General features: G+C 38.1%; 19 protein-coding genes. 7 read left to right on the forward strand and 12 right to left on the reverse strand.

From position 1 onward, the window contains the following. Positions 1-16: 16 nt before the first annotated feature. The 4 genes from GQR52_RS07175 to GQR52_RS07190 all read right to left on the reverse strand — a co-directional run bounded on the left by GQR52_RS07175 (position 17) and on the right by GQR52_RS07190 (position 3,950). Positions 17-910, reverse strand: coding sequence for a transporter substrate-binding domain-containing protein (locus GQR52_RS07175; protein WP_165727972.1), 894 nt, complete (start codon positions 908-910; stop codon positions 17-19). Positions 911-980: 70 nt separating this feature from the next. Further along, positions 981-1,499: an RNA methyltransferase gene (locus tag GQR52_RS07180; RefSeq protein WP_165727973.1), complete on the reverse strand. Its 519-nt coding sequence runs from the start codon at positions 1,497-1,499 to the stop codon at positions 981-983. Further along, positions 1,499-2,011, reverse strand: coding sequence for a YcgN family cysteine cluster protein (locus GQR52_RS07185; protein ID WP_165727974.1), 513 nt, complete (start codon positions 2,009-2,011; stop codon positions 1,499-1,501). Before GQR52_RS07185 ends, GQR52_RS07180 begins: the two co-directional genes overlap by 1 nt. A 97-nt stretch (positions 2,012-2,108) precedes the next feature. Further along, complete coding sequence (locus GQR52_RS07190; protein ID WP_165727975.1) at positions 2,109-3,950, reverse strand: DUF885 domain-containing protein; 1,842 nt, start codon at positions 3,948-3,950, stop codon at positions 2,109-2,111. 154 nt (positions 3,951-4,104) lie between these two features. Here GQR52_RS07190 and GQR52_RS07195 point away from each other — a divergent pair, with 154 nt between their 5' ends. Both GQR52_RS07195 and GQR52_RS07200 read left to right on the forward strand, forming a co-directional pair. After that, the gene (locus tag GQR52_RS07195; protein WP_165727976.1) at positions 4,105-5,382 is read left to right on the forward strand and encodes an amidohydrolase family protein; all 1,278 of its coding nucleotides are present in this window, start codon (positions 4,105-4,107) and stop codon (positions 5,380-5,382) included. A 218-nt stretch (positions 5,383-5,600) separates the two neighbouring features. Next, a complete protein-coding gene (locus tag GQR52_RS07200; protein ID WP_165727977.1) occupies positions 5,601-8,021 on the forward strand; it encodes a TonB-dependent receptor in 2,421 nt (806 codons plus the stop codon). 79 nt (positions 8,022-8,100) lie between these two features. Here GQR52_RS07200 and adhP read toward each other — a convergent pair whose 3' ends face one another. Continuing rightward, the gene (gene adhP / locus GQR52_RS07205; RefSeq protein ID WP_076924691.1) at positions 8,101-9,111 is read right to left on the reverse strand and encodes an alcohol dehydrogenase AdhP; all 1,011 of its coding nucleotides are present in this window, start codon (positions 9,109-9,111) and stop codon (positions 8,101-8,103) included. 203 nt (positions 9,112-9,314) lie between these two features. Here adhP and GQR52_RS07210 point away from each other — a divergent pair, with 203 nt between their 5' ends. Then, entirely contained in the window at positions 9,315-9,860 is a 546-nt protein-coding gene (locus tag GQR52_RS07210; RefSeq protein ID WP_165727978.1) for a MarR family transcriptional regulator, read from the forward strand. Between the two features lie 40 nt (positions 9,861-9,900). Here the strand turns inward: GQR52_RS07210 and GQR52_RS07215 are convergent, their stop codons facing one another. Beyond that, the gene (locus GQR52_RS07215) at positions 9,901-10,917 is read right to left on the reverse strand and encodes a lytic murein transglycosylase (RefSeq protein ID WP_165727979.1); all 1,017 of its coding nucleotides are present in this window, start codon (positions 10,915-10,917) and stop codon (positions 9,901-9,903) included. After that, entirely contained in the window at positions 10,910-11,197 is a 288-nt protein-coding gene (locus tag GQR52_RS07220; protein ID WP_165727980.1) for a YcgL domain-containing protein, read from the reverse strand. The genes GQR52_RS07215 and GQR52_RS07220 overlap by 8 nt, the downstream gene beginning before the upstream one ends. Before the next feature lie 155 nt (positions 11,198-11,352). On the opposite strand from GQR52_RS07220, the gene minC reads away from it, so the two are divergent. Genes minC through minE form a run of 3 tightly spaced genes read left to right on the forward strand, consistent with a single transcriptional unit; the run spans position 11,353 to position 13,137 of the window. Further along, positions 11,353-12,057, forward strand: coding sequence for a septum site-determining protein MinC (gene minC, locus GQR52_RS07225; protein ID WP_165727981.1), 705 nt, complete (start codon positions 11,353-11,355; stop codon positions 12,055-12,057). Between the two features lie 5 nt (positions 12,058-12,062). Then, positions 12,063-12,872 carry a septum site-determining protein MinD gene (gene minD, locus GQR52_RS07230; protein WP_165727982.1) on the forward strand — a complete coding sequence of 270 codons (810 nt, stop codon included), beginning with the start codon at positions 12,063-12,065 and terminating at the stop codon, positions 12,870-12,872. 1 nt (position 12,873) lies between these two features. Then, positions 12,874-13,137, forward strand: coding sequence for a cell division topological specificity factor MinE (minE, locus tag GQR52_RS07235; RefSeq protein ID WP_007377619.1), 264 nt, complete (start codon positions 12,874-12,876; stop codon positions 13,135-13,137). A gap of 164 nt (positions 13,138-13,301) precedes the next feature. Here minE and rnd read toward each other — a convergent pair whose 3' ends face one another. The 3 genes from rnd to GQR52_RS07250 form a co-directional block, all read right to left on the reverse strand. Further along, a complete protein-coding gene (gene rnd / locus GQR52_RS07240; protein ID WP_165727983.1) occupies positions 13,302-14,432 on the reverse strand; it encodes a ribonuclease D in 1,131 nt (376 codons plus the stop codon). Between the two features lie 51 nt (positions 14,433-14,483). Beyond that, positions 14,484-16,136: a long-chain-fatty-acid--CoA ligase FadD gene (gene fadD, locus GQR52_RS07245; RefSeq protein ID WP_165727984.1), complete on the reverse strand. Its 1,653-nt coding sequence runs from the start codon at positions 16,134-16,136 to the stop codon at positions 14,484-14,486. A 115-nt stretch (positions 16,137-16,251) separates the two neighbouring features. After that, positions 16,252-17,103, reverse strand: coding sequence for an alpha/beta hydrolase (locus GQR52_RS07250; RefSeq protein ID WP_165727985.1), 852 nt, complete (start codon positions 17,101-17,103; stop codon positions 16,252-16,254). Between the two features lie 415 nt (positions 17,104-17,518). On the opposite strand from GQR52_RS07250, the gene GQR52_RS07255 reads away from it, so the two are divergent. Continuing rightward, positions 17,519-18,808: an alkaline phosphatase gene (locus tag GQR52_RS07255; RefSeq protein ID WP_007580632.1), complete on the forward strand. Its 1,290-nt coding sequence runs from the start codon at positions 17,519-17,521 to the stop codon at positions 18,806-18,808. A gap of 257 nt (positions 18,809-19,065) precedes the next feature. Here the strand turns inward: GQR52_RS07255 and GQR52_RS07260 are convergent, their stop codons facing one another. Further along, positions 19,066-19,395, reverse strand: coding sequence for a hypothetical protein (locus GQR52_RS07260; protein WP_007580633.1), 330 nt, complete (start codon positions 19,393-19,395; stop codon positions 19,066-19,068). Positions 19,396-19,478: 83 nt separating this feature from the next. Further along, positions 19,479-20,180 carry a tRNA (adenosine(37)-N6)-threonylcarbamoyltransferase complex dimerization subunit type 1 TsaB gene (tsaB, locus tag GQR52_RS07265; RefSeq protein WP_024591060.1) on the reverse strand — a complete coding sequence of 234 codons (702 nt, stop codon included), beginning with the start codon at positions 20,178-20,180 and terminating at the stop codon, positions 19,479-19,481. Positions 20,181-20,187 lie beyond the last annotated feature (7 nt).

Genomic DNA, 20,187 nt, shown 5'->3' on the forward strand with positions numbered 1-20,187 from the left:
AAGGAACGTTCCAATTTTATGGCTTGCATTGAGTATTTGTCATATTGATAATACGCTCTATCTCGCCACTATTATGAAACTGATAAAGCCCTTCATTTATGTCCTCTAAGACTAAAAGCCATTTAGGTGTAAGCTTACTAATAGCAAAATATAAAGGGTTGTATTGCAGAGGAATGCTTTCTTGCTCAATAGAAGAAAGCAAAGATTGTTTTTCAGGTTTAGTTAAAGAAGAATAAGTTACTGAGAATTTAAGAACTTGAGGGTCGCCTATAATCAAATCAACACGTTTAGCAACCAGAAGCTGAACAAGCTGTAAATCATCAACAGAGGTAATAATTTCAAACTCATTATTATCCATCATGGCATCAAACTCAGGTGTGTTTTGATACCCACGAACAACCCCAATTTTTTGCCCTTTAAGCGATTTTAAGTTTCCAGTGAAACGATCCTTATCACCTTTTCGTTTTAAAAATGCAATTTCGCCACCTTTAAACGAATTAGATAAACCAAGTAATTCTCGACGTGTTTTACCATTAACATAATCGGAGGGGGCTGTATCTTCTATAAAGTATTCAGGCATTAATATATCAGCTTTGCCTAGTTCTACATTTCGTACAGCTCTTGCCCAAGGCAAAAATTCAATATATACGCTGTAGCCCTTACTATTTAATAAGGCAATAGAAAACTGATAAACCCATCCTTTATTACATAAATTACTACCAATATAAGGAGGCCAGTCGAGTGTGGCTAAATGGAGTGTTTGTTTGGGAGTTTTCGCTTCATAGAGCACTCCTGATTTGTGATAATGCCCATTTAAAACATGTTGAATACCATTTTGATAATATTCAACTGACGTTTCTGCAAAACAATTACTACTTGTCAGTAATAATATAAAATAAAACCAGCGCATGTAAAAATCTATTTATGATTAATCATGTTTTTAAGTTTAGTTACAACTAAACTTTTTGCACTGATAAACCTTAATCAGATGCTTTTTCCCATTTCATTTTATTATTTGTATCGCGCGAGCTTATAATTGTTGTATCGCTGCTCTCAACGCCGCCTAATTTAGCTAATCGGTCGTACAAAACTACATTACAGGTTGCCGCTAGGTTCATACAGCCAATAGTGGGAATATAAACAACCTCATCGCACCACTTTAAAACATCTTTTGGGATTGAGCCGTCTTCAGGACCAAATATATAAAATGCATTTTCAGGGTGTTTAAACTCAGGTAAAGGCGTTGCACCTTCAATAAGTTCAATAACAACAACGGTTGCACCCTCTGGCTTTACTACTTCTAAACTATCAGTTTCGGTAAGCGGGATACGCTCAAGTACATTTTTTGTGTCGGTATGAAATTTCTTGGCGTTTAAATAACGATTACCAGTAAAAAAAACCTGTTTAGCGTCGTAACACCCTGCAGCACGCAATACGCCACCAACATTAGTCGGGCTTTTAGGATTAATTAAACCAATTACCGCTTGTTGTTTGCTCATTAATCAGCGTCCTTTGTTGGCCACTCTGCAATGTATAAATCAAAGTCGTCTAGCTTTACATCGCAATCTTTTACTGTTTTATCTTTTACAGAAATCCCTAACTCGTGCATTTTTGTTTTATCGCCATTATTTAATAACGGATGCCAAGAAGCCAAGCCACGCCCTTCGTGTAAACGGCGGTAACTGCAACTTTGCGGCATAAAAAAGATGTCTTTAAGGTTTTCTTTTGTGAGTTTTACACAAGAAGGAACAAGCGTTTGGCGGTTTTCGTACTCGCTACAACCACAGGTGTTGTTATCAAGATACTGACACACAATATTAGTAAATATTAACTGCTCACCTTCACGTAACTGATCGGTGGCGGTAAATTCGTCTTCATCTTCGCTATCAATAAACGTATTTAAACAACATTTTCCGCATCCATCACAAATGGCTTCCCATTCGTTTTGACTCATGTCGCTTAAGCTTTTTTTAAGCCAAAATTGTGTATTTGCTAATTGTTGATCAAACATAGTTTACTCGTGCCCCCTAAAGAGCGCGCATTCTACCGTATTGCTGCAAATGGCGCAAAGCCAATACCCTTTCAAAGTACTGGCTTTGCGCTAAAAATTAGCTTTGCGATTTAACCCAACGCTTAATTTTTTCCTCTAAAATTGGCATTGGTAATGCACCATCAATTAATATTTGCGTGTGGAACGCTTTAATATCAAATTTATCGCCGAGTTCTTTTTTAGAATAATCACGTAGTTCTTGGATTTTAAACTGCCCTAACTTGTAAGAAAGCGCCTGCCCCGGCCATGCAATATAACGCTCAACTTCAGCTATTACGTCACTTTTAGCCATAGATGAGTTAGCAAGCATGTAATCAATACCCTGCTGACGCGTCCACCCTTTTGCATGAAAACCAGTATCAAGCACTAAACGCATTGCACGTAATTGCTCGTCTGATAAACGCCCGTACCACATGTAAGGGTCGGTAAATAAGCCTAGCTCTTTGCCTAAGCTTTCTGCGTAAAGTGCCCAACCTTCTGCAAATACGGTGTAACCACCAAATTTGCGAAAGTCAGGTAAGCCGTCTATTTCTTGTTGCAGAGCTATTTGAAAGTGATGTCCTGGCGCAGCTTCGTGAATAGATAAGGTTTCGAGTAAAAATTTCGGCTGTGCTTTTAAGTTATACGTATTGATATAAAAAATGCCTGGGCGAGAGCCATCAGGTGCAGGAGATGCATACGACGCACCTGCAGCCGACTGCGCTCTGTAAGCTTCAACCGCTTTTACAACGTAAGGTGCTTTTGGTGCTATGTTAAAAAGCAGAGGCAAACGCGCATCTATTTTTTTCTTAACGTTTTCATATGCCGCAATTAGCTCCTCAGGCGTATTATAGTAAAACTCGTCTGAATTACGTAAGTGGTCAAAAAAATCAGATAACTCGCCTTTAAAGCCTACGGTTTCCTTTACTTTTTTCATTTCGCTTAAAATGCGCGACACTTCACTTAAACCAATCTCATGAATTTCGTCTGCAGATAAGCTAAGCGTCGTGTTTTTCTTAATTTGGTATTCGTACCATGCTTTACCGTTTGGTAAATCACTATAACCAACGCTCTCACGGCTATTAGGAATATACTGATTAGCTAAAAAGTCACTCATGCTTTTATAAGCCGGTAGTAAGTGCTGCATAATCAGTTCGCGATACTGCGCTGTAATTTTTTGCTTTTGCTGTGCGCTAAACGATTCTGGTAATTTTTTAATTGGTCCCCAAAATAGTGAGTCTTCAGCATTTTTAACTACATGAGCCGCAAATTGTGGTTGCAGTTTTTCAGCCAGAGGCTTTGGCAAGGTAATACCTAGTTTAATACCTTGAGCCATTGAGCGCTCTACACTAGTAAGCCACTTTACAAAACCTTCGCTGCGCGACATAAAAGCAGTGTAATCTTCAACTGAATTAAACGGCTGAGCGCTTTGACCTGAGCCAAAACCTGCAAACGTGTTATGCGCACCCGCCATTTGATTAATTGGTAATAAATAATCAGGAAACTGCATGCCCTCTAATTTTAGTGCAAGGTCGCGCTCTAATATTTCAAAACTTAAAAGCGACTGCCCTGTTAACTGTGCTTTATCTATAAAGTTTAATCGCTGTTGATATTTTTTATAAAAAGCCGCTTTTTTTGCTCTATTTTCTTTTGAGATAGCTGGCGTAAATTGATCGTTAAACTCGTTACGGCCACTGTACGTTGCGCTTATAGGGCTATATGTAAGCGATTCATCGTAATACTGTGCAACAAGTACATCAAGCTGTTGCTCTGCCGAAAGCTCTGAAACAATACCTGCCGATGCGTTAACTGTGTTTAGCTGCGCACTGGTGTTAGTGCTTGTATTAAGCCCAGTATTCATACAGCCACTTAAAGCAAACATAACGCCACTGGCAACTAATGCTAATTTAATTGATTTCATGATAATCCTTTTTAATATCGTTTTTTAATTATGCGCATTTAACAGCGCTTAATAAAGAAATTACGACAGATTGCATTCATCGTATTAAATTTGCACTTTTATCTGAACTTGTTACATTTCTATTAATTCAAATATGATTTAAAAGAAAAATAAAATGAAAAAACGACTACTCAGTACCTCTATTGCCTTACTTTGCTTAACCACTTTTAATACCCATGCCGTTACTTACTTATCGGCTAAAGCCATGGTTGATGTTGAAGATGGCAAGCTCATTAAATCCCCCTTAATTACTATTAATGATGGCGTAATTACAAACATTGAACAAAATAAAAAACCAACGCTGACTAAAGATGATAAATATATTCAACTACCTGATTTAACCCTTATGCCAGGTTTGATGGATATGCATGTGCATTTAACCAGCGATCCAACGGTTCCACGCAGTGAACGTTTAGGCCAGTCAGTTCCTAGAATGGCAATTAAAGCGGCTTATTTTGCTAAAAAAACCTTAGAAGCCGGATTTACAACAGTTCGTAATGTTGGCGCAGAAGGTTACAGCGTTATAGCGGTGCGTGACGGCATAAATGCGGGTGACATAGTTGGCCCTCGTATTTGGGCTGCGGGGCCATCACTCGGAATTACCGGCGGGCACTGTGATAACAACCGCCTACCTCCTGAGCTTAAATATACTTCAAGTGGCGTCGCAGACGGTCCATGGGCTGCGCGTATAAAAGTACGCGAAAACATTAAATACGGGGCAAACGCTATTAAGTTTTGCGCCACAGGTGGAGTATTTTCAAAAGGGACTAAAGTAGGTGCACAGCAGTATTCTTTTGAAGAAATGAAAGCCATTGTTGATGAAGCCCATATGCGAGATTTACCTGTTGCAGCTCATGCACACGGTACAAGCGGGATTAAAACAGCCATTAAAGCAGGTGTTGATAGCGTAGAGCACGCCAGCTTTTTAGATGACGAAGCCATAGCCCTTGCCAAAGAGCATGGAACTTGGCTTTCTATGGATATTTATAACACCGAATACACGCTAACTTATGGCGAGCAAAACGGCGTAGGCGAAGAAAATCTAAATAAAGAACGCCAAGTTTCTAAAAGGCAACGTGATAGCTTTAGCCGTGCTGTAAAAGCGGGTGTGAAAATGGTCTTTGGAACGGATGCAGCAATTTACCCGCACGGAGATAATGCAAAACAGTTTAGCCGCATGGTTGAATTTGGCATGACAGAACTACAAGCCATTCAAGCATCCACTATTAATAGCGCTAAGTTATTAAAAATGGATACTCAGTTAGGGCAAATTAAAACCGGATTTGCTGCTGATATAATTGCTGTGAAAGAAAACCCGCTTAAAAACATTAAAACCTTAGAGTCAGTACCCTTTGTAATGAAAGCAGGTGTTGTTTATAAAAACCAATTGTAAATACACACTATTAAGGCTGAGCTTACTTAGTCTTAATAAACCCCTCACCCATCTCAAACATCCTAATAAAGGTACAACGTACCTTTGTTAGGCTTGGTTTTGTTTATTAATTATCCGAACAGTTTTATTTAATCAAATAAAATGAACTTTCTATTCACTTTAAAAACAATAACCATTATCATTCGCGCAAATTCAATAACGCGAATAGTTATCACTCTATGAAAACGTTTAAGTACTCTCTTATTACTCTTGCTTGTTTAAATGCAAATATGGCATTTGCCCAAAATACACAAGTTGATGCTGATATTGAACGCATCAGCGTATACGAAAAACAAAACCGCGTGGTGATGAGCTCAGGTCTTGCTACTAAATCAGACATGTCTTTAATGGAAACACCTGCACCGGTTGTGATTATTGACCGTGAACTTATTGAATCTCAAGGTGTAGATAGCCTACAAGATTTAGTTAGAAACGTAAGTGGTTTAACACAAGCAGGTAATAACTACGGTATTGGTGATAACTTAGTAATTCGTGGTTTAGATGCAAACTACACCTACGATGGTATGTATGGTGGTGCAGGCCTGGGTAATACATTTAACCCAACTCGTTCACTTACAAATGTTGAATCTGTTGAGGTTTTAAAAGGCCCAGCAACAGGTTTATATGGCATTGGTAGTGCGGGTGGCGTAATTAACCTAATAGAGAAAAAGCCAGAGTTTGAAGAAAAACACAAAGTATCGGCTGAGCTTGGCCAGTGGGATAGCTATTCATTATCGTTTGATAGCACTAACGCTATAACAGATGACTTGGCCTATCGTGTAATGGCTAAAACAGCGTCAAGTGACGGCTTTCGCGATTTAAAAGAAGATCGCGACGAAATTTATACCTCGCTTAAATACGTACTAAACGACAGACAAAACATCATGCTTTCTGCAGCATATATAAAAGATGAAATAGCGGTTGATTCTATTGGCCACCCTATTCGTATTTACAATGCAGAAACTGCAAATGGTTTAAGCGCGGGTGAAGTAACCGGTGCCGATTTAGTAAACGATCCGACAGGAAGCGGCGTACAGTTAAGTGATGCACAACGCGACCAACTTGCTAATTCGCTATCTGCATCTGATGGATTAACACCTTATAGCTTTGGCACAAATGGTATTATTTCACCAATGGCTGATGCTAACGAAGGTGAAGAACTGCGTTTTAAATTAACGCATAACTATTACATTACTGACGATTTGTTTTTAAACCAGCAACTACAGTACCGTAACTACACATCAAGTTTTGCGCGCCAAACAGGTGCTTATAACTACGTTTACTCTACTCGTGATGGAATTATAAATAATGACCCACGTGCTCCGTTAGTTGAAGACGGTGTACTTTACCCGTATGCAGCACGCCGCCAAGAATACCGCCAAGTAGAAGCAGATGAAAAATCATGGCAGTACTTTTTAGATTTACGTTATGACTTTATGTTAGGCGACGTAGATAACGAATTGCTTGTTAACGCAAACTACGAAGATAGAGATATTCGTTTTAAACAATTCTCAATATGGGATCAAGATTACGTACTCACAAACAATGATGGTGATGTAACGTACCAAGGTTCATTGCCGTATATTTACGATATAAGAGAACCAAATTGGCCATCTGGCAACTTTGATGACTTCGATCCACTTAAAACCAGCGACTACAATAAAAAAGTACAAGCATGGGGCTTAGGCATTCAACACGTAGGTTATATAACTGAAGAGCTTACAACGCGCGTAGGTGTTGCTTATAACCGTATTGAGCAAACTTACGAGCACTTTGGTGTAGATGAGCGCTATAGTTCAAGCAATGCAGACCCAACACCTGAAGCGAATACTTCAGATAGCGGTTTAACGTATAATTTAGGTGCAACGTATCAGCCAACTGAAGATTTATCTGTATTTGTAAATCATTCAAAAGGTCGTACTGCTTACAGTGTTTTAGGCTCTGTTGCAGGTAACGAAGCCGACAGAGAAGATTCTGAGTCATTAAGTAACGATTTAGGTTTTAGATTTAAAGCGTTTGACGATCAGCTACTTGCTTCAATTGTTGTATTTGAAAGCTCGCGTACAAATTTAGAGTATAGCAATCCATTATATGAAGCAGGTGTTTCTGCCGACAACGTAGTTGAGAGCTTTTATGACGGTAAAGAAGAAACCAAAGGTATAGAACTTGATTTAAATGCTTACCTAAATGATAAGTGGAAAGTAAACATAAACGGTATTTATCAAGATGCACGTGACAAAAGTAATCCTAATAGCAGCAGTTACGACACACGCCAAAAAGGTGTGCCTTACGTAACAGCGAGCACGTGGGTAACTTACTACGCAGATATGTTTAACTTACCTGAAGCTGTAAATATAAGTGGTGGTATTACGTTTGTAGATAACAGAAGTACTAATTCAAGTTCATTCTCGATTCCTGATGGTTATGTACCAAGTTACACGATTTACGATACAGCGGTATCGTATACAACTGATAAATGGCATATGCAGTTAAACTTAAATAACTTATTCAACAAAAAATATTACTCAAAAGCAATGTTTTTAGGTGGTATGCCAGGCGAAGAGCGTAATGCAAAACTAAGTTTTAGTTACACACTTTAATTGGTTTAGTATTTAAAAAGCACGGTTTTCTAATTTAGAAGCCGTGCTTTTTTTGTGTTTTATAAACGCTTAATTTAGATTAAATAGTAACTACTATGCGGCCGTTAATTTCACCTTTGAGCATATCATCAAAAATTTCATTAATGTCCTCTAAACGCTTTTCTTCAATAATCGCTTTTACTTTACCTTGAGCGGCAAACTCTAAACATTCTTGTAAATCTTTACGTGTACCGACAATAGATCCCACTACTGATACGCCATTAAGTACGGTATCAAAAATAGGCAGTGGCATATCCTCTGGAGGTAATCCCACTAATACACATTTACCACCACGGCGTACACTTTTATAAGCTTGTTCAAACCCAGCTTTAGATACCGCAGTACACACAACGCCATGCGCGCCACCAACTTGTTCAAAAATAGCTTCGCTAGGAACAACTTCTTTAAAGTCGAGGGTTATATCTGCGCCAAGCTCTTTAGCAAGTGCGAGCTTTTCTTTACCTGTATCAACAGCTATTACATTAAAGCCCATTGCTTTAGCGTACTGTACTGCTAAATGACCAAGCCCACCTACACCAACAATAGCAACCCATTGCCCCGGTTTAGCACCGGATACTTTTAATGCTTTATACGTTGTAACACCTGCGCAAAATAATGGAGCAGCCTCAGAAAACCCGAGTCCTTCTGGTATTTTTACAACGTAATCACCATGCGCTAAGCAATACTCTGCATAACTACCATCAATAGAATAGCCAGTATTATGCTGCGATAAACACAGTGTTTCTTTACCATCTAAGCAAAACTCACAGTGTCCGCATGCACTATAAAGCCAAGGAACACCCACTCTGTCGCCAACTTTTAAATGCTTTATGTTGCTACCAACTTTATCAATAACACCAACACCTTCATGCCCTGGTACTAATGGCATTTTAGGTTTTACTGGCCAATCACCATGGCAGGCATGTAAATCAGTATGGCAAACACCACAGGCCGCTATTTTAACTAAAACATCATTTATTCCAACCTCAGGGATTGGTAAGTCTGTTATTTGTAATTTACCTTTGTATTCATTATTAATTGCAGCTTTCATAGTCATTCCATCGTATTTGAAAAAATAAAAAAGGATTTATTTACGCACTGTTGTGTGTACAACATATCCCAATATAGATGTATGAATATTAATCTAAATCATACTTTAGTCGTTTAAATTGATTTATAAAGTGGCTAAGAACTTGCTATCCAAAATGAGCGTGCTAGCATTTAGTTTCTGAAATTACTGAAAGTTATTAAGCAATGAGTTTATCCGAAAAGAATTTTGCCTTCGTAATGCATTGTGGTGAGATGGGCAGCCGCTGGGGATTTAATCGTACAATCGGGCAAATGTGTGGTTTGCTGATTATTACTAAAAACCCGATGACAGCCAACGAGATTGCTGATGCGCTTAGTATTTCTCGCGGTAATGTAAGTATGGGTATTAAAGAACTGCAATCGTGGCAATTGATTAAAGTACAGCATATTCCAGGCGATCGAAAAGAGTACTACGCCCCTGCTGGCGATATTTGGGATATGGCTAATCGTGTATTTGAAGAACGTAAAAAACGCGAAGTTGAGCCCACCCTAACATTGCTGCGCGATAACTTATTAGACGAAGCCAGTAACGACGACGAACTATACGCGCAAAAACAAATGGGTGAAATTCATAACCTGCTTGAAACCGTAACAAAATGGTCATCAGAGCTACAACGTTTAACGCCAGAACAACTCAATAAGCTGATGAAGCTAGGCTCTGGTATTGGAAAAGTTATTGACCTAAAAGATAAGATTTTTAAGAAAGAATAAAGCCGCAATTGCGGCTTTATTTATATACATATTTTAATAATTAGATTTTTGGATATCCAATTCTATCTGACAAATAACCTACGCTGGTGGCAAAGTAATACGAGCGATTCCAGTGCATAAACACTTTGTAGTTATCGTACGCTAAGTACATGCGTCCATTTATGTCATCAGGCATAACCAGTGCAGCACGTACGTCTACATTAGGTAAATCAGAACCATCGGCTTTACGAACACCCAGTGCTTGCCAATCAGCTAATGAACGCTCTGAGTCATTCCAATACTCTAACCACTGCTTACGTGTTTTAGTACCACGTACTAAAACATATTTACTATCAAAGTTTTCAGGTAACTGAACTTGGCGTCCCCAAGTAAGCGAATCGTTCCACCCTTCTTGCTTTAAATAATTAGCAATTGAAGCAAAAGCATCTTCTTTTGTGGTCCAAATGTCTTTACGACCATCGTTATTGTAATCAACCGCGTAAGCGTTGAACGATGTAGGCATAAATTGTGTTTGCCCCATAGCACCAGCCCACGACCCTTTAAATTTATCTAAGGTAATGTGACCCGATTTTAAAATATCCAGTGCTGCCCAAAGCTGGCGTTTATAAAGCGCTTCTCTGCGTCCATCAAAAGCAAGCGTCACTAAAGATGAAATAACATTATGGCCACCTTGAATGGTACCAAAATTACTTTCAAGTCCCCAAAGTGCCACTATAAAACGAGCTTGTACGCCGAACTCTTTAGCTACTTGTTCAAGTACCTCTTTGTTTTCTGCGTAGAGCTTACGTGCACGATCAATTTTCCATTGAGGTACACGTTTTGGTAAATACGTTTCAAGTGTTTCTTTTACTTCTGGCTGGTTTTTATCAGCCGACACCACTTTCTCTTTATAGGTTGCTGTTGCAAAAGCATCATCAATAAGCTTCGCTTCGTAACCTTTAGATATCGCTTCTTGCTTTAAATCAGTTAAATATGTTTGAAACTCAGCTTGTGTTTTAGCCATTACAGAGCCGCTTAAGCAAACTCCACATAATAAAACGGTCAGTTTTTTAATCACTATCAACTCCATTTTCTTTTCGTAATTGACTTAGCAAGTTTTCCTCTGGCGGTGGAATTTGTAAGTAGTAGCCTTTATCAGGGTTTGATAATGCTGCTTTTACAGTTTCTAAATCGGCTCCACCTAAATGTTCACGTTTAGCTAAGTTTATGATCATAACGTAATGAGGTTGACCAAACATGACCATTAAAGGTTCCGGAACTTTACTAAAATCATCTCTTTTTTCAACAAATAAGAAGGTATCCGCTTTTTTCTTACTTTTATATACAGCAGTGAGCATTATGACCCTATAAATTCTTGCTTAACAATGCTGCACACTATAACATGAGAGTAATAATAAGTTAGAAAATTTAGATTAGAAATTTCAATAAAGGCCTTATTCAGCCTACGTTTATCTAATATTGATTTTTAATCAGACAATTCAATTGAGCGTGTATGTCGGACCAAATTTTTGAGTTAAAAGGGAATCTTTTTACGTTATCAGTTTTGCATCTTTATAGTACTGATATAGCCCTTCTAGCAGAACAGTTGTATATAAAAATAGCCCAAGCACCTAGGTTTTTTGAAGGTGCCCCTATTGTTGTTAATTTACTTGAAGTTAAAAACAGTTCACTCGATTTTGTACACTTAAAATCGTTGATTGAGCGCATGAGCTTTAATGCAGTTGGTGTGTGTAATGGCTCTGATGAGCAACATGCCCAAGCTAAAGCGGCTGGCTTATCTGTTTTAAATTATTCACAAGACGTTAAGAGCGAACCTGTTAAACAAGAGGCTAATACGTCTATTGTAGAAAAAACAGTGCATTTGCCGGCGCAAATTATTAGCGGTACCGTTCGCTCTGGCCAGCAAGTTTATGCTAAAGACCGCGATTTAATCGTGCTTGGTGCAGTAAGTCACGGCGCTGAAGTTATTGCCGATGGTAATGTACATATATATGGCACGTTACGCGGCCGCGCTATTGCAGGCGCAAAAGGTTTTAAAGAAGCACACATTTTTTGCCAAAAACTTGAAGCCGAACTAGTTTCAATAGATGGTAACTACTGGATCAGTGATTCGCTACAAGGTGAACATTGGGGAAATGCAGTGCAAATACAACAAAAAGACGAATCATTAGAAATTTCAGCTTTGGTTAAAGGATAAATCTCATGGCAAAAGTAATTGTCGTTACCTCTGGTAAAGGCGGTGTTGGCAAAACAACATCAAGTGCTGCAATTGGCACAGGCTTAGCGTTAAAAGGCTATAAAACAGTTATTATCGACTTTGATATTGGTTTACGTAACTTAGATTTAATTATGGGTTGTGAACGCCGTGTTGTTTATGACTTTGTAAACGTAATAAATGGTGAGGCAAAACTTAACCAGGCGCTAATTAAAGATAAACGTGTAGATAAATTATTTTTACTACCCGCTTCACAAACTCGTGATAAAGATGCATTAACCCGTGAAGGTGTTGAGCGCGTACTAAACGAATTAAAAGAAGACTTTGATTACATAGTATGTGATTCACCAGCAGGTATTGAAGCTGGCGCTATGATGGCAATGTACTTTGCTGACGAAGCAATCGTGACAACAAATCCAGAAGTGTCGTCAGTTCGAGATTCAGATCGTATTTTAGGTATTCTACACAGCAAATCAAAACGAGCTGAAGAAGGCCTAGAAAACATTAAAGAACACTTACTATTAACACGCTATAATCCTAGTCGTGTTGAAAAAGGTGAAATGCTATCGGTAGAAGACGTACAAGATATTCTATCTATTCCACTGCTAGGTGTGATCCCTGAATCGCAAGCGGTGTTAAGTGCTTCAAACTCAGGCCAACCTGTTATATTAGATACAGAATCTGATGCAGGCCAAGCTTACTCTGACGCAATTAATCGCCTACTAGGTGAAACTGTCGATTTTCGCTTCTTAGACGTTGAGAAAAAAGGCTTATTTAAACGGATTTTTGGAGGTTAACGTGTCTTTACTTGACTACTTCCGCTCAGAAAAGAAAAACAGTGCGTCATTAGCAAAAGAGCGATTGCAGATCATTGTCGCGCACGAGCGTTCTCAACGAGGAACGCCGGATTACTTACCACAATTAAAACAAGATATTTTAGATGTGATCCGTAAATACGTGAACGTAAGTAGCGATGCAGTTCAGGTTCAGTTCGATCAGAACGAAGACGATTTAGCCGTACTTGAGCTAAACGTTACACTACCTGATGAAGAAAAAAAGTAATCGAAGAAAGGGCGCTTTATAAGCGCCCTTTTTATTTGTATTTACTTTGTAATAATTACTGTGTGAATACCTACGCTTTAATACCTGCGCTCAACTAAAACTTTTTAACCATGTAATATGAATCAAAAGACCCTTATCACACAGTTAAAGGTATATATTTAGCGTTAAGTATCCCACTCTTTTAAAGCATCTTTAACGTAGGTATATCGCCAAGAGCTCAGTAAGTCAGGCTTTATATGACTCTGTTTTTGATCAGGCGTTAACTTCCAATTCCAACTAATCAATTGATTGATTTGCTTTTTAGAGGCCATAACGTCTTCTGGTATATTGTGCTCTTTAGCTACTTTAGTGATTTTTTGTTTTATATCTTTCGCTACTTTTTTATAGGTAGGAAAATCAATTAAGCGCTTAAGCACATCTGGATGCTCAGCATCTGGGACTTCTTTAGCAACTTCAATACACTTTATTATATCTACACCAGAGCGATTAACTTCAATAGCCTCAACACCTGGAATTTGCCTAAGAGCGTTTAAACTTGAAGGGCCGCGCTTAGCAATTTCAGTCATGTTATGTTCTTTTAACACGAAATTAAGTGCCAAATTTTTCTTAATGGCTTTGTTTCTTCGCCATACAGCAAGCTCTTTTAACACCGCTAATTCGTGCGGTTTAAGTTGCCATGCATTTTTAATATCTTTATATAAAAGCTCGTCTGGGGTCTGAAATGCACGTTTTTTAGCAATCAGCTCACTCTCGTTTATTACAATATCAAAAAAGCCAGCGGCATTAATGCGATCGATAATCAGCTCAAAACATGGTAATAAATGAAATGTATCAGCGGCAGCGTAATCTAGTTGTTTTTTAGTTAACGGGCGTTGTAGCCAATTAGTACGTGACTCACTTTTATCTATTTCAATACCTTGCAGCTCTTTTACCATAAGGGCAAAACCCATACAGTTGCCTTCACCAAGTAATTGTAATGCAAATTGTGTATCAAATAACGGGGCTGGAACAAAGCCTGCGTACTTTTGAAAAACTTCAATATCTTCTGAAGGAGAATGCAGTACTTTTAAAACTGCGGGATCTTTTAGTATTTCCCAAAAATCAAATAGTGAAAGCTCAGCTAATGGATCTATAAGTGCTAAGTGTTCACCATCAAAAACTTGGATAAGTGCAACTTCAGGATACAAAGTACGACGACGCATAAACTCAGTATCGATAGCTAAAATAGGTTTGTTTTTTATTTGTTCAACAAAAGTGTTCAGTTGATTTTGGGTTTCGATCAATTGGTATTGCACTTAATCTCCTACAATAAAAAAGCCGACATATGTCGGCTTTTTTATAGGTTGCTAATCTTTCAAGGCTCTTCGGAGTATCTTACCTACGTTAGTTTTAGGTAACTCATCCCTAAACTCTACCAGTTTGGGGACCTTGTAATTAGTTAAATTTTCACGACAGTGACTTATTATATCTTTTTCAGTTAAAGAAGGGTCTTTTTTCACAACAAAAACTTTAACTTGTTCACCACTTACATCATGAGGAATACCAATAGCGGCTACTTCTAGTACACCTTCGTGCATAGCCACTACTTCTTCAATCTCATTAGGAAAAACATTAAAGCCAGATACAATGATCATGTCTTTTTTACGATCTACAATAAAGAAGAAACCTTCATCATCATAAGTCGCAATATCACCTGTAGCAAACCAGCCGTCTTTTAAACATTCAGCGGTTGCATCTGGTCGTTTGTAATAACCAACCATTACTTGCGGGCCTTTAACCCAAAGCTCACCTGGCTCGCCTTTTGCGGCTTCTTCACCATTATCAAGCATTAACTTAATATCGGTATTAGGCGCAGGTAAACCAATAGAGCCATTGTATGCTTTTAAATCAAAAGGACTAATAGTAACTAAAGGAGCACATTCAGTAAGTCCGTAGCCTTCCATTAGTTTTGAACCAGTCACTTTTTGCCATTTTTCGGCAACAGGACGTTGAACCGCCATACCACCGCCTAACGACATTTTTAAGTGGCTAAAATCTAGATCAGCAAAACCTGGAGTATTTAATAAACCATTAAATAGTGTGTTTACGCCAGTAATAGCGGTGAAGTTATGTTGGCCAAGCTCTTTAACAAACCCAGGCATATCACGTGGATTAGTAATAAGTACGTTTAAGCCACCGTATTTCATAAACGTTAAGCAATTAGCTGTTAAAGCAAAGATATGATAAAGCGGTAAAGCAGTAATAACGACTTCTGTACCACGATTTAACACTTTATCTAAACAACCTGAAACTTGCTCAAGGTTACCGACCATATTACCGTGGCTAAGCATTGCACCTTTAGATACACCTGTTGTGCCACCGGTGTACTGTAAAAAAGCAAGATCAGACAAGCTCATTTCAGGACGCGTGTATTTAGCTTCATCCGCAGCTAAAACGTCTGAAAAGTTAATTGTGTTCGGTAAGTTGAATTTTGGCACCATTTTTTTAATGTGCTTCACAACAAAGTTAACTATATGCTTTTTAAGCCCGCCAACCATATCGCCTACTTGCGTTACTACAATGTGTTTAACATCGGTATGAGCAAGTGACTTTTCGAGCGTGTCAGCAAAGTTTGCTAGAATGAAAATAGCGGTAGTGTCGGAATCTTTTAACTGATGCTCTAATTCGCGCACAGTATAAAGTGGGTTAACATTTACAACCACACAACCTGCACGCAAAACACCTAAAATTGTGACTGGTGTTTGCAGTAAGTTAGGCATCATTACGGCAACTTTGTCACCTTTTTTAAGACCCAAATCATTTTGAATATAGGAAGCAACTTTTTTGGTTGCGGTGTCAATTTCGTCATACGATAACGTTTTACCCATATTAGTAAATGCAGGTAGATCTTTGTAATCAGAAAAACTTTTTTCGAACACTTCGAGTAACGAGTTGTAATGCTCAGGATCGATTGTTTCAGGCATACCCTCTGGGTAGCGCTTAAGCCAGATTTTTTCCACTCTTAGCCCCTGTTTATAATTATATTTTTATTAACCTTAATCTAAGTAAGGCGCTTTAACAATTGAGCAAATACTCTAATGCAGGAATAATCCCACATTTCACGTAAACTTACAATTAACATGCACCATTTTGCAGCATAAAGTCTTGAATATGCTCAAAACATAACTCACTACTTTGCATATGGCAATGATGCCCACCCTCTACTTCAATTACCTTCAAGTTATTGTAATAACTAATATACTTTGCCAAATTTTGTTTTACAAACGAATAACCTTCGTTACCTAAAATTAATTGACATGGTGCAGCTAAATCTTTTATTGCACCAATACATTGCGCTTCATCAAACCTAAAACCTGAGTGATTTTTAAGCTTTGGATCTGTTGTTAACGTAAAACCATCTGAAGTCTGTTTTATATTTCGCTGCATTAAGAGCGTAATAAGCTCACTATTTAAATCGGTTGTTTGAGCACGTGCTTCATAAATAAGTTCTTTCGATTTATAAGTTCTCGACTTTTTATTTTTTAAACGCGCTCTATTTAATACCGCACTTTTTAGCTGTTCGCATACACCTTCACTTGGCGTTGTAACACAACCAATACCCTCTATAAAGGTAACAGACTTAACATAATCGCCAAAACAACTAGCCAAAAGTCCTGCAACCATAGCCCCCATTGAATGACCCACTAAATGTACTTTTTTAACACCAAGCGCATTTATAAGTTGGTACACATCATCAATATAATCAATAAAATAATAGTGTGCGTCATCACTTCGCCAACTTGATAAACCGTGCCCAACAAAGTCAATGCAGTACCAAGTGTGCTTTGGGTTAACGTTGTTTAACATTGGCATAAAGCTATGGCAGTTGTCTAACCACCCATGTAGCGCTATTACTATTTCGTTCCCTGAACCTACTTTTAAGCCATGAATATTTAAATTATTGGTTTCAATATTAAACGGCTGCATGGTAAGTCCTTTATTAATTTAGAGCATCATTATTTATAGCATACAAGTTGTCAGACCACTAACTTAGGAAATGGTGCGAAATTCACGATTTAATTATCTTCCTGGTATCAAATATAGCACTGAGTAGAAAATCAAACTCAATATTTTCAACAACTTAAAAATGGTGTGATAAGCAAAGGTTTTTTAACATATTAATATTGAGTACCTTTTAAACAAATAAAAGGTGAGAGCACCATATATAGATAGCTTATAACTAGTATAATTTAAATAAATAGAACTAACAGCGTTAACTACAATTCTATGTATATAAAATCAAAGTATAAATTATAAATATCTCAGATATTCATTTATTTATCATCCTATCTGTATACAATATCAGCGGCTATTAAATAAGGTACACTCATAAGGTACAACCATGAAAAAACAGATCAGCTTATTGGCACTTTTATGCACCGCTTCTGGTGCTTACGCAGAATCAGCACCTAAAAATGTAATTTATATGATTGGTGACGGTATGGGTCCGGCTTACACCACGGCTTATCGCTATTTTAAAGATGACCCTGCAACAAAAGAAGTCGAAGGTACGGTTTTTGACACTATTTTAAAAGGCATGGCGCATACCTACCCTGACGACCATACTTATGTAACTGACAGTGCAGCAGGTGCTACAGCGCTTAGTAGCGGTCATAAAAGTTATAATGGCGCGGTTGCTGTAGATACAGATAAAAAGCCAGTTAAAACCATGCTCGAAATAGCAAAAGAGCGCGGTATGACAACAGCGCTTGTTGTAACGTCACAAATAAATCATGCAACACCAGCGAGTTTTACAGCTCACAATGAATCTCGTTACAACTACGATGATATTGCCAACGATTATATTGATAATAAGATTGCTGGTAAATTACCCGTTGATTTAATGCTTGGTGGCGGTACTAAATATTTTATTCGAGATGACCGTAATTTAGTTGAAGAATTTAAAGCCGCAGGTTACCAATATGGCGACGATATTAATAATCTGGGCCAAATTACACAAATACCTGCCATAGGTTTGTATGCAAGCAAAGGCCTGCCATTTGCACTTGATATAAACCCAACTCGCCTGACTCAGTTAACATCTAAAGCACTTGGTTTACTAGATAACCAAAACGAAGAAGGCTTTTTTGTAATGATTGAGGGCAGCCAAATTGATTGGTGTGGTCACTCTAACGATATAGCCTGTGCGATGGCTGAAATGGACGACTTTGCTAAATCAATCGAAAAAGCAAAAGCATACGTTGATAAAAATAAAGACACTATACTTGTGGTTACAGCCGATCACTCAACGGGAGGCCTAACTATTGGTTCGCACGGCCAATTTAAATGGGAAACAGACGTAATTAAAGGTGTTAAGGCAACGGCTAGTAAGTTAACAGACAAACTTATGGAGTCTAAAGACTTAAAACCAGTATGGACTGCTAACACCAATATTGAATTTACAACTGAAAACCAAATCAAACTTGAGCAAGCTAAAAAAATGGGCGAAAAAGCGCTTAATTTAGCTGTTAAAAGTATTATTAGTGATGCGAGCTTTACTGGCTGGACAACCGGCGGACACACCGCTGTAGACGTTCAAGTATTTGCCTATGGCAAAGGCAGTGAGCAATTTATTGGCTCACAAAATAATACTGATATTGCCGATAAGCTAATTGGCTTTATTGAACAGTAATACCAATCCGCAATAATACTTAATCAATTTGAGGGGTTAAATCTGACGTTAACTACGTTAAAAATTTCTGATATAGAACAACTAAATAACGAAATTTTTGCCTTGTTATCGACACGATTTTCTTCCCTCAAAATAGATCACTTAATTAAGCGAATTGGTATAATTTCACCTCGTTTTGAACATAAAAAGCCCGAACACATGTTCGGGCTTTTTATTGAATTTTATCACTGTATTTATCTAAAACGTTTGAATGAGCTTTAAGCGTATATATCAACGCCTATTAAATTTTGTACTTCGGCTCTGCGTTCTAAATTGGCAAATTCAGTATAAGTAGAAATCGCTTTACTTACTTGAGCTGTCGGTTGGTCGTAAATTGTTTGGCTGTATTCATTGCTTTTAGCACTGCTTTTAAACAGTTGATTAGCCAGTTCGACGCCCTCGACACTGCTTTTTACATAATCGGTATTCGTTTTTTGAGCAGCCGGCTGGTCTAATAAACTCTGTGGTTTATTAGTAACAACTTTAGTAGGGCTAACCCTACCCGGAATATCTCCGGTAAAAAAACCTGAACCAATAGGCAGCGTCATTACGCGTCTCCAACCTTAATATTGCATAAAATTATGATTTAAAAACAACCAATTTGCAAATAATACTTGAATTCAAGATATGGCTACTCACGTCCTGGTAGCTTTTTCCACGTTACCGTATCTCGCACATATTTAGGTTGAGCGTCACTCGCTTTTACAACGTCACCCGCTAAAAACGCGGCTTCAACATGCGCTAACATATAACGCGCATCAGGCAATGTAATATCAGTATTAATTGTCACGTTTTCAAAGTCATTAAGCGCATCAGGATAGGTTTTAAAGCCTGTGCCCACCGCTACAGATGGCTCACTGGTCGCTATATAGTCATTGTTTAGTAAATCAGGTTTTATAACGCACTCTTGGTTAACTAAAAGCATTAGATTATTTTGCGCTTGGTAATGTGCAAAGTATATCTCACCCATGCGTGCATCTATGCTTGGATAAACACTAAGACTACCGTTTTGTTCAAACGCTTGTTGCGCCATAATAGCCAAAGTAGACACACCTACAAGCGGCAAATTAGTTGAATACGCTAAACCTTGTGCTATTGCTACACTAATACGCACACCAGTAAAACTGCCCGGGCCTTGGCCAAAACCAATGACATCTAAGTCTTTTAATTTACAGTTTGCTTTAGTTAATAGCTCATCCACAAGTGGCAATATTTTTTGACTGTGCTGCTGCGGACATTCTTCAAAATGATGAAATGTTTGGCCCTGAAAATGTAAAACAATTGAAAGTGCTTCTGTTGAAGCATCAAGGGCAAGAATATTACTTTTGATCATTTTATTA

Origin of the sequence: Pseudoalteromonas sp. 31A1 (assembly GCF_011378815.1) — a bacterium.
In the GTDB taxonomy this organism is placed as follows: domain Bacteria; phylum Pseudomonadota; class Gammaproteobacteria; order Enterobacterales; family Alteromonadaceae; genus Pseudoalteromonas; species Pseudoalteromonas arctica.

What these genes read in the sequence shown, in the direction of transcription:
- GQR52_RS07255 (WP_007580632.1), top strand. Translation starts at nt 17,519, where the DNA reads ATGAAAAAACAGATCAGCTTATTGGCACTTTTATGCACCGCTTCTGGT.
- GQR52_RS07175 (WP_165727972.1), bottom strand. Translation starts at nt 910, where the DNA reads ATGCGCTGGTTTTATTTTATATTATTACTGACAAGTAGTAATTGTTTT.
- GQR52_RS07190 (WP_165727975.1), bottom strand. Translation starts at nt 3,950, where the DNA reads ATGAAATCAATTAAATTAGCATTAGTTGCCAGTGGCGTTATGTTTGCT.
- GQR52_RS07220 (WP_165727980.1), bottom strand. Translation starts at nt 11,197, where the DNA reads ATGCTCACTGCTGTATATAAAAGTAAGAAAAAAGCGGATACCTTCTTA.
- GQR52_RS07210 (WP_165727978.1), top strand. Translation starts at nt 9,315, where the DNA reads ATGAGTTTATCCGAAAAGAATTTTGCCTTCGTAATGCATTGTGGTGAG.
- GQR52_RS07260 (WP_007580633.1), bottom strand. Translation starts at nt 19,395, where the DNA reads ATGACGCTGCCTATTGGTTCAGGTTTTTTTACCGGAGATATTCCGGGT.
- GQR52_RS07180 (WP_165727973.1), bottom strand. Translation starts at nt 1,499, where the DNA reads ATGAGCAAACAACAAGCGGTAATTGGTTTAATTAATCCTAAAAGCCCG.
- minC (WP_165727981.1), top strand. Translation starts at nt 11,353, where the DNA reads ATGTCGGACCAAATTTTTGAGTTAAAAGGGAATCTTTTTACGTTATCA.
- GQR52_RS07185 (WP_165727974.1), bottom strand. Translation starts at nt 2,011, where the DNA reads ATGTTTGATCAACAATTAGCAAATACACAATTTTGGCTTAAAAAAAGC.
- adhP (WP_076924691.1), bottom strand. Translation starts at nt 9,111, where the DNA reads ATGAAAGCTGCAATTAATAATGAATACAAAGGTAAATTACAAATAACA.
- minD (WP_165727982.1), top strand. Translation starts at nt 12,063, where the DNA reads ATGGCAAAAGTAATTGTCGTTACCTCTGGTAAAGGCGGTGTTGGCAAA.
- tsaB (WP_024591060.1), bottom strand. Translation starts at nt 20,180, where the DNA reads ATGATCAAAAGTAATATTCTTGCCCTTGATGCTTCAACAGAAGCACTT.
- GQR52_RS07200 (WP_165727977.1), top strand. Translation starts at nt 5,601, where the DNA reads ATGAAAACGTTTAAGTACTCTCTTATTACTCTTGCTTGTTTAAATGCA.
- GQR52_RS07195 (WP_165727976.1), top strand. Translation starts at nt 4,105, where the DNA reads ATGAAAAAACGACTACTCAGTACCTCTATTGCCTTACTTTGCTTAACC.
- GQR52_RS07250 (WP_165727985.1), bottom strand. Translation starts at nt 17,103, where the DNA reads ATGCAGCCGTTTAATATTGAAACCAATAATTTAAATATTCATGGCTTA.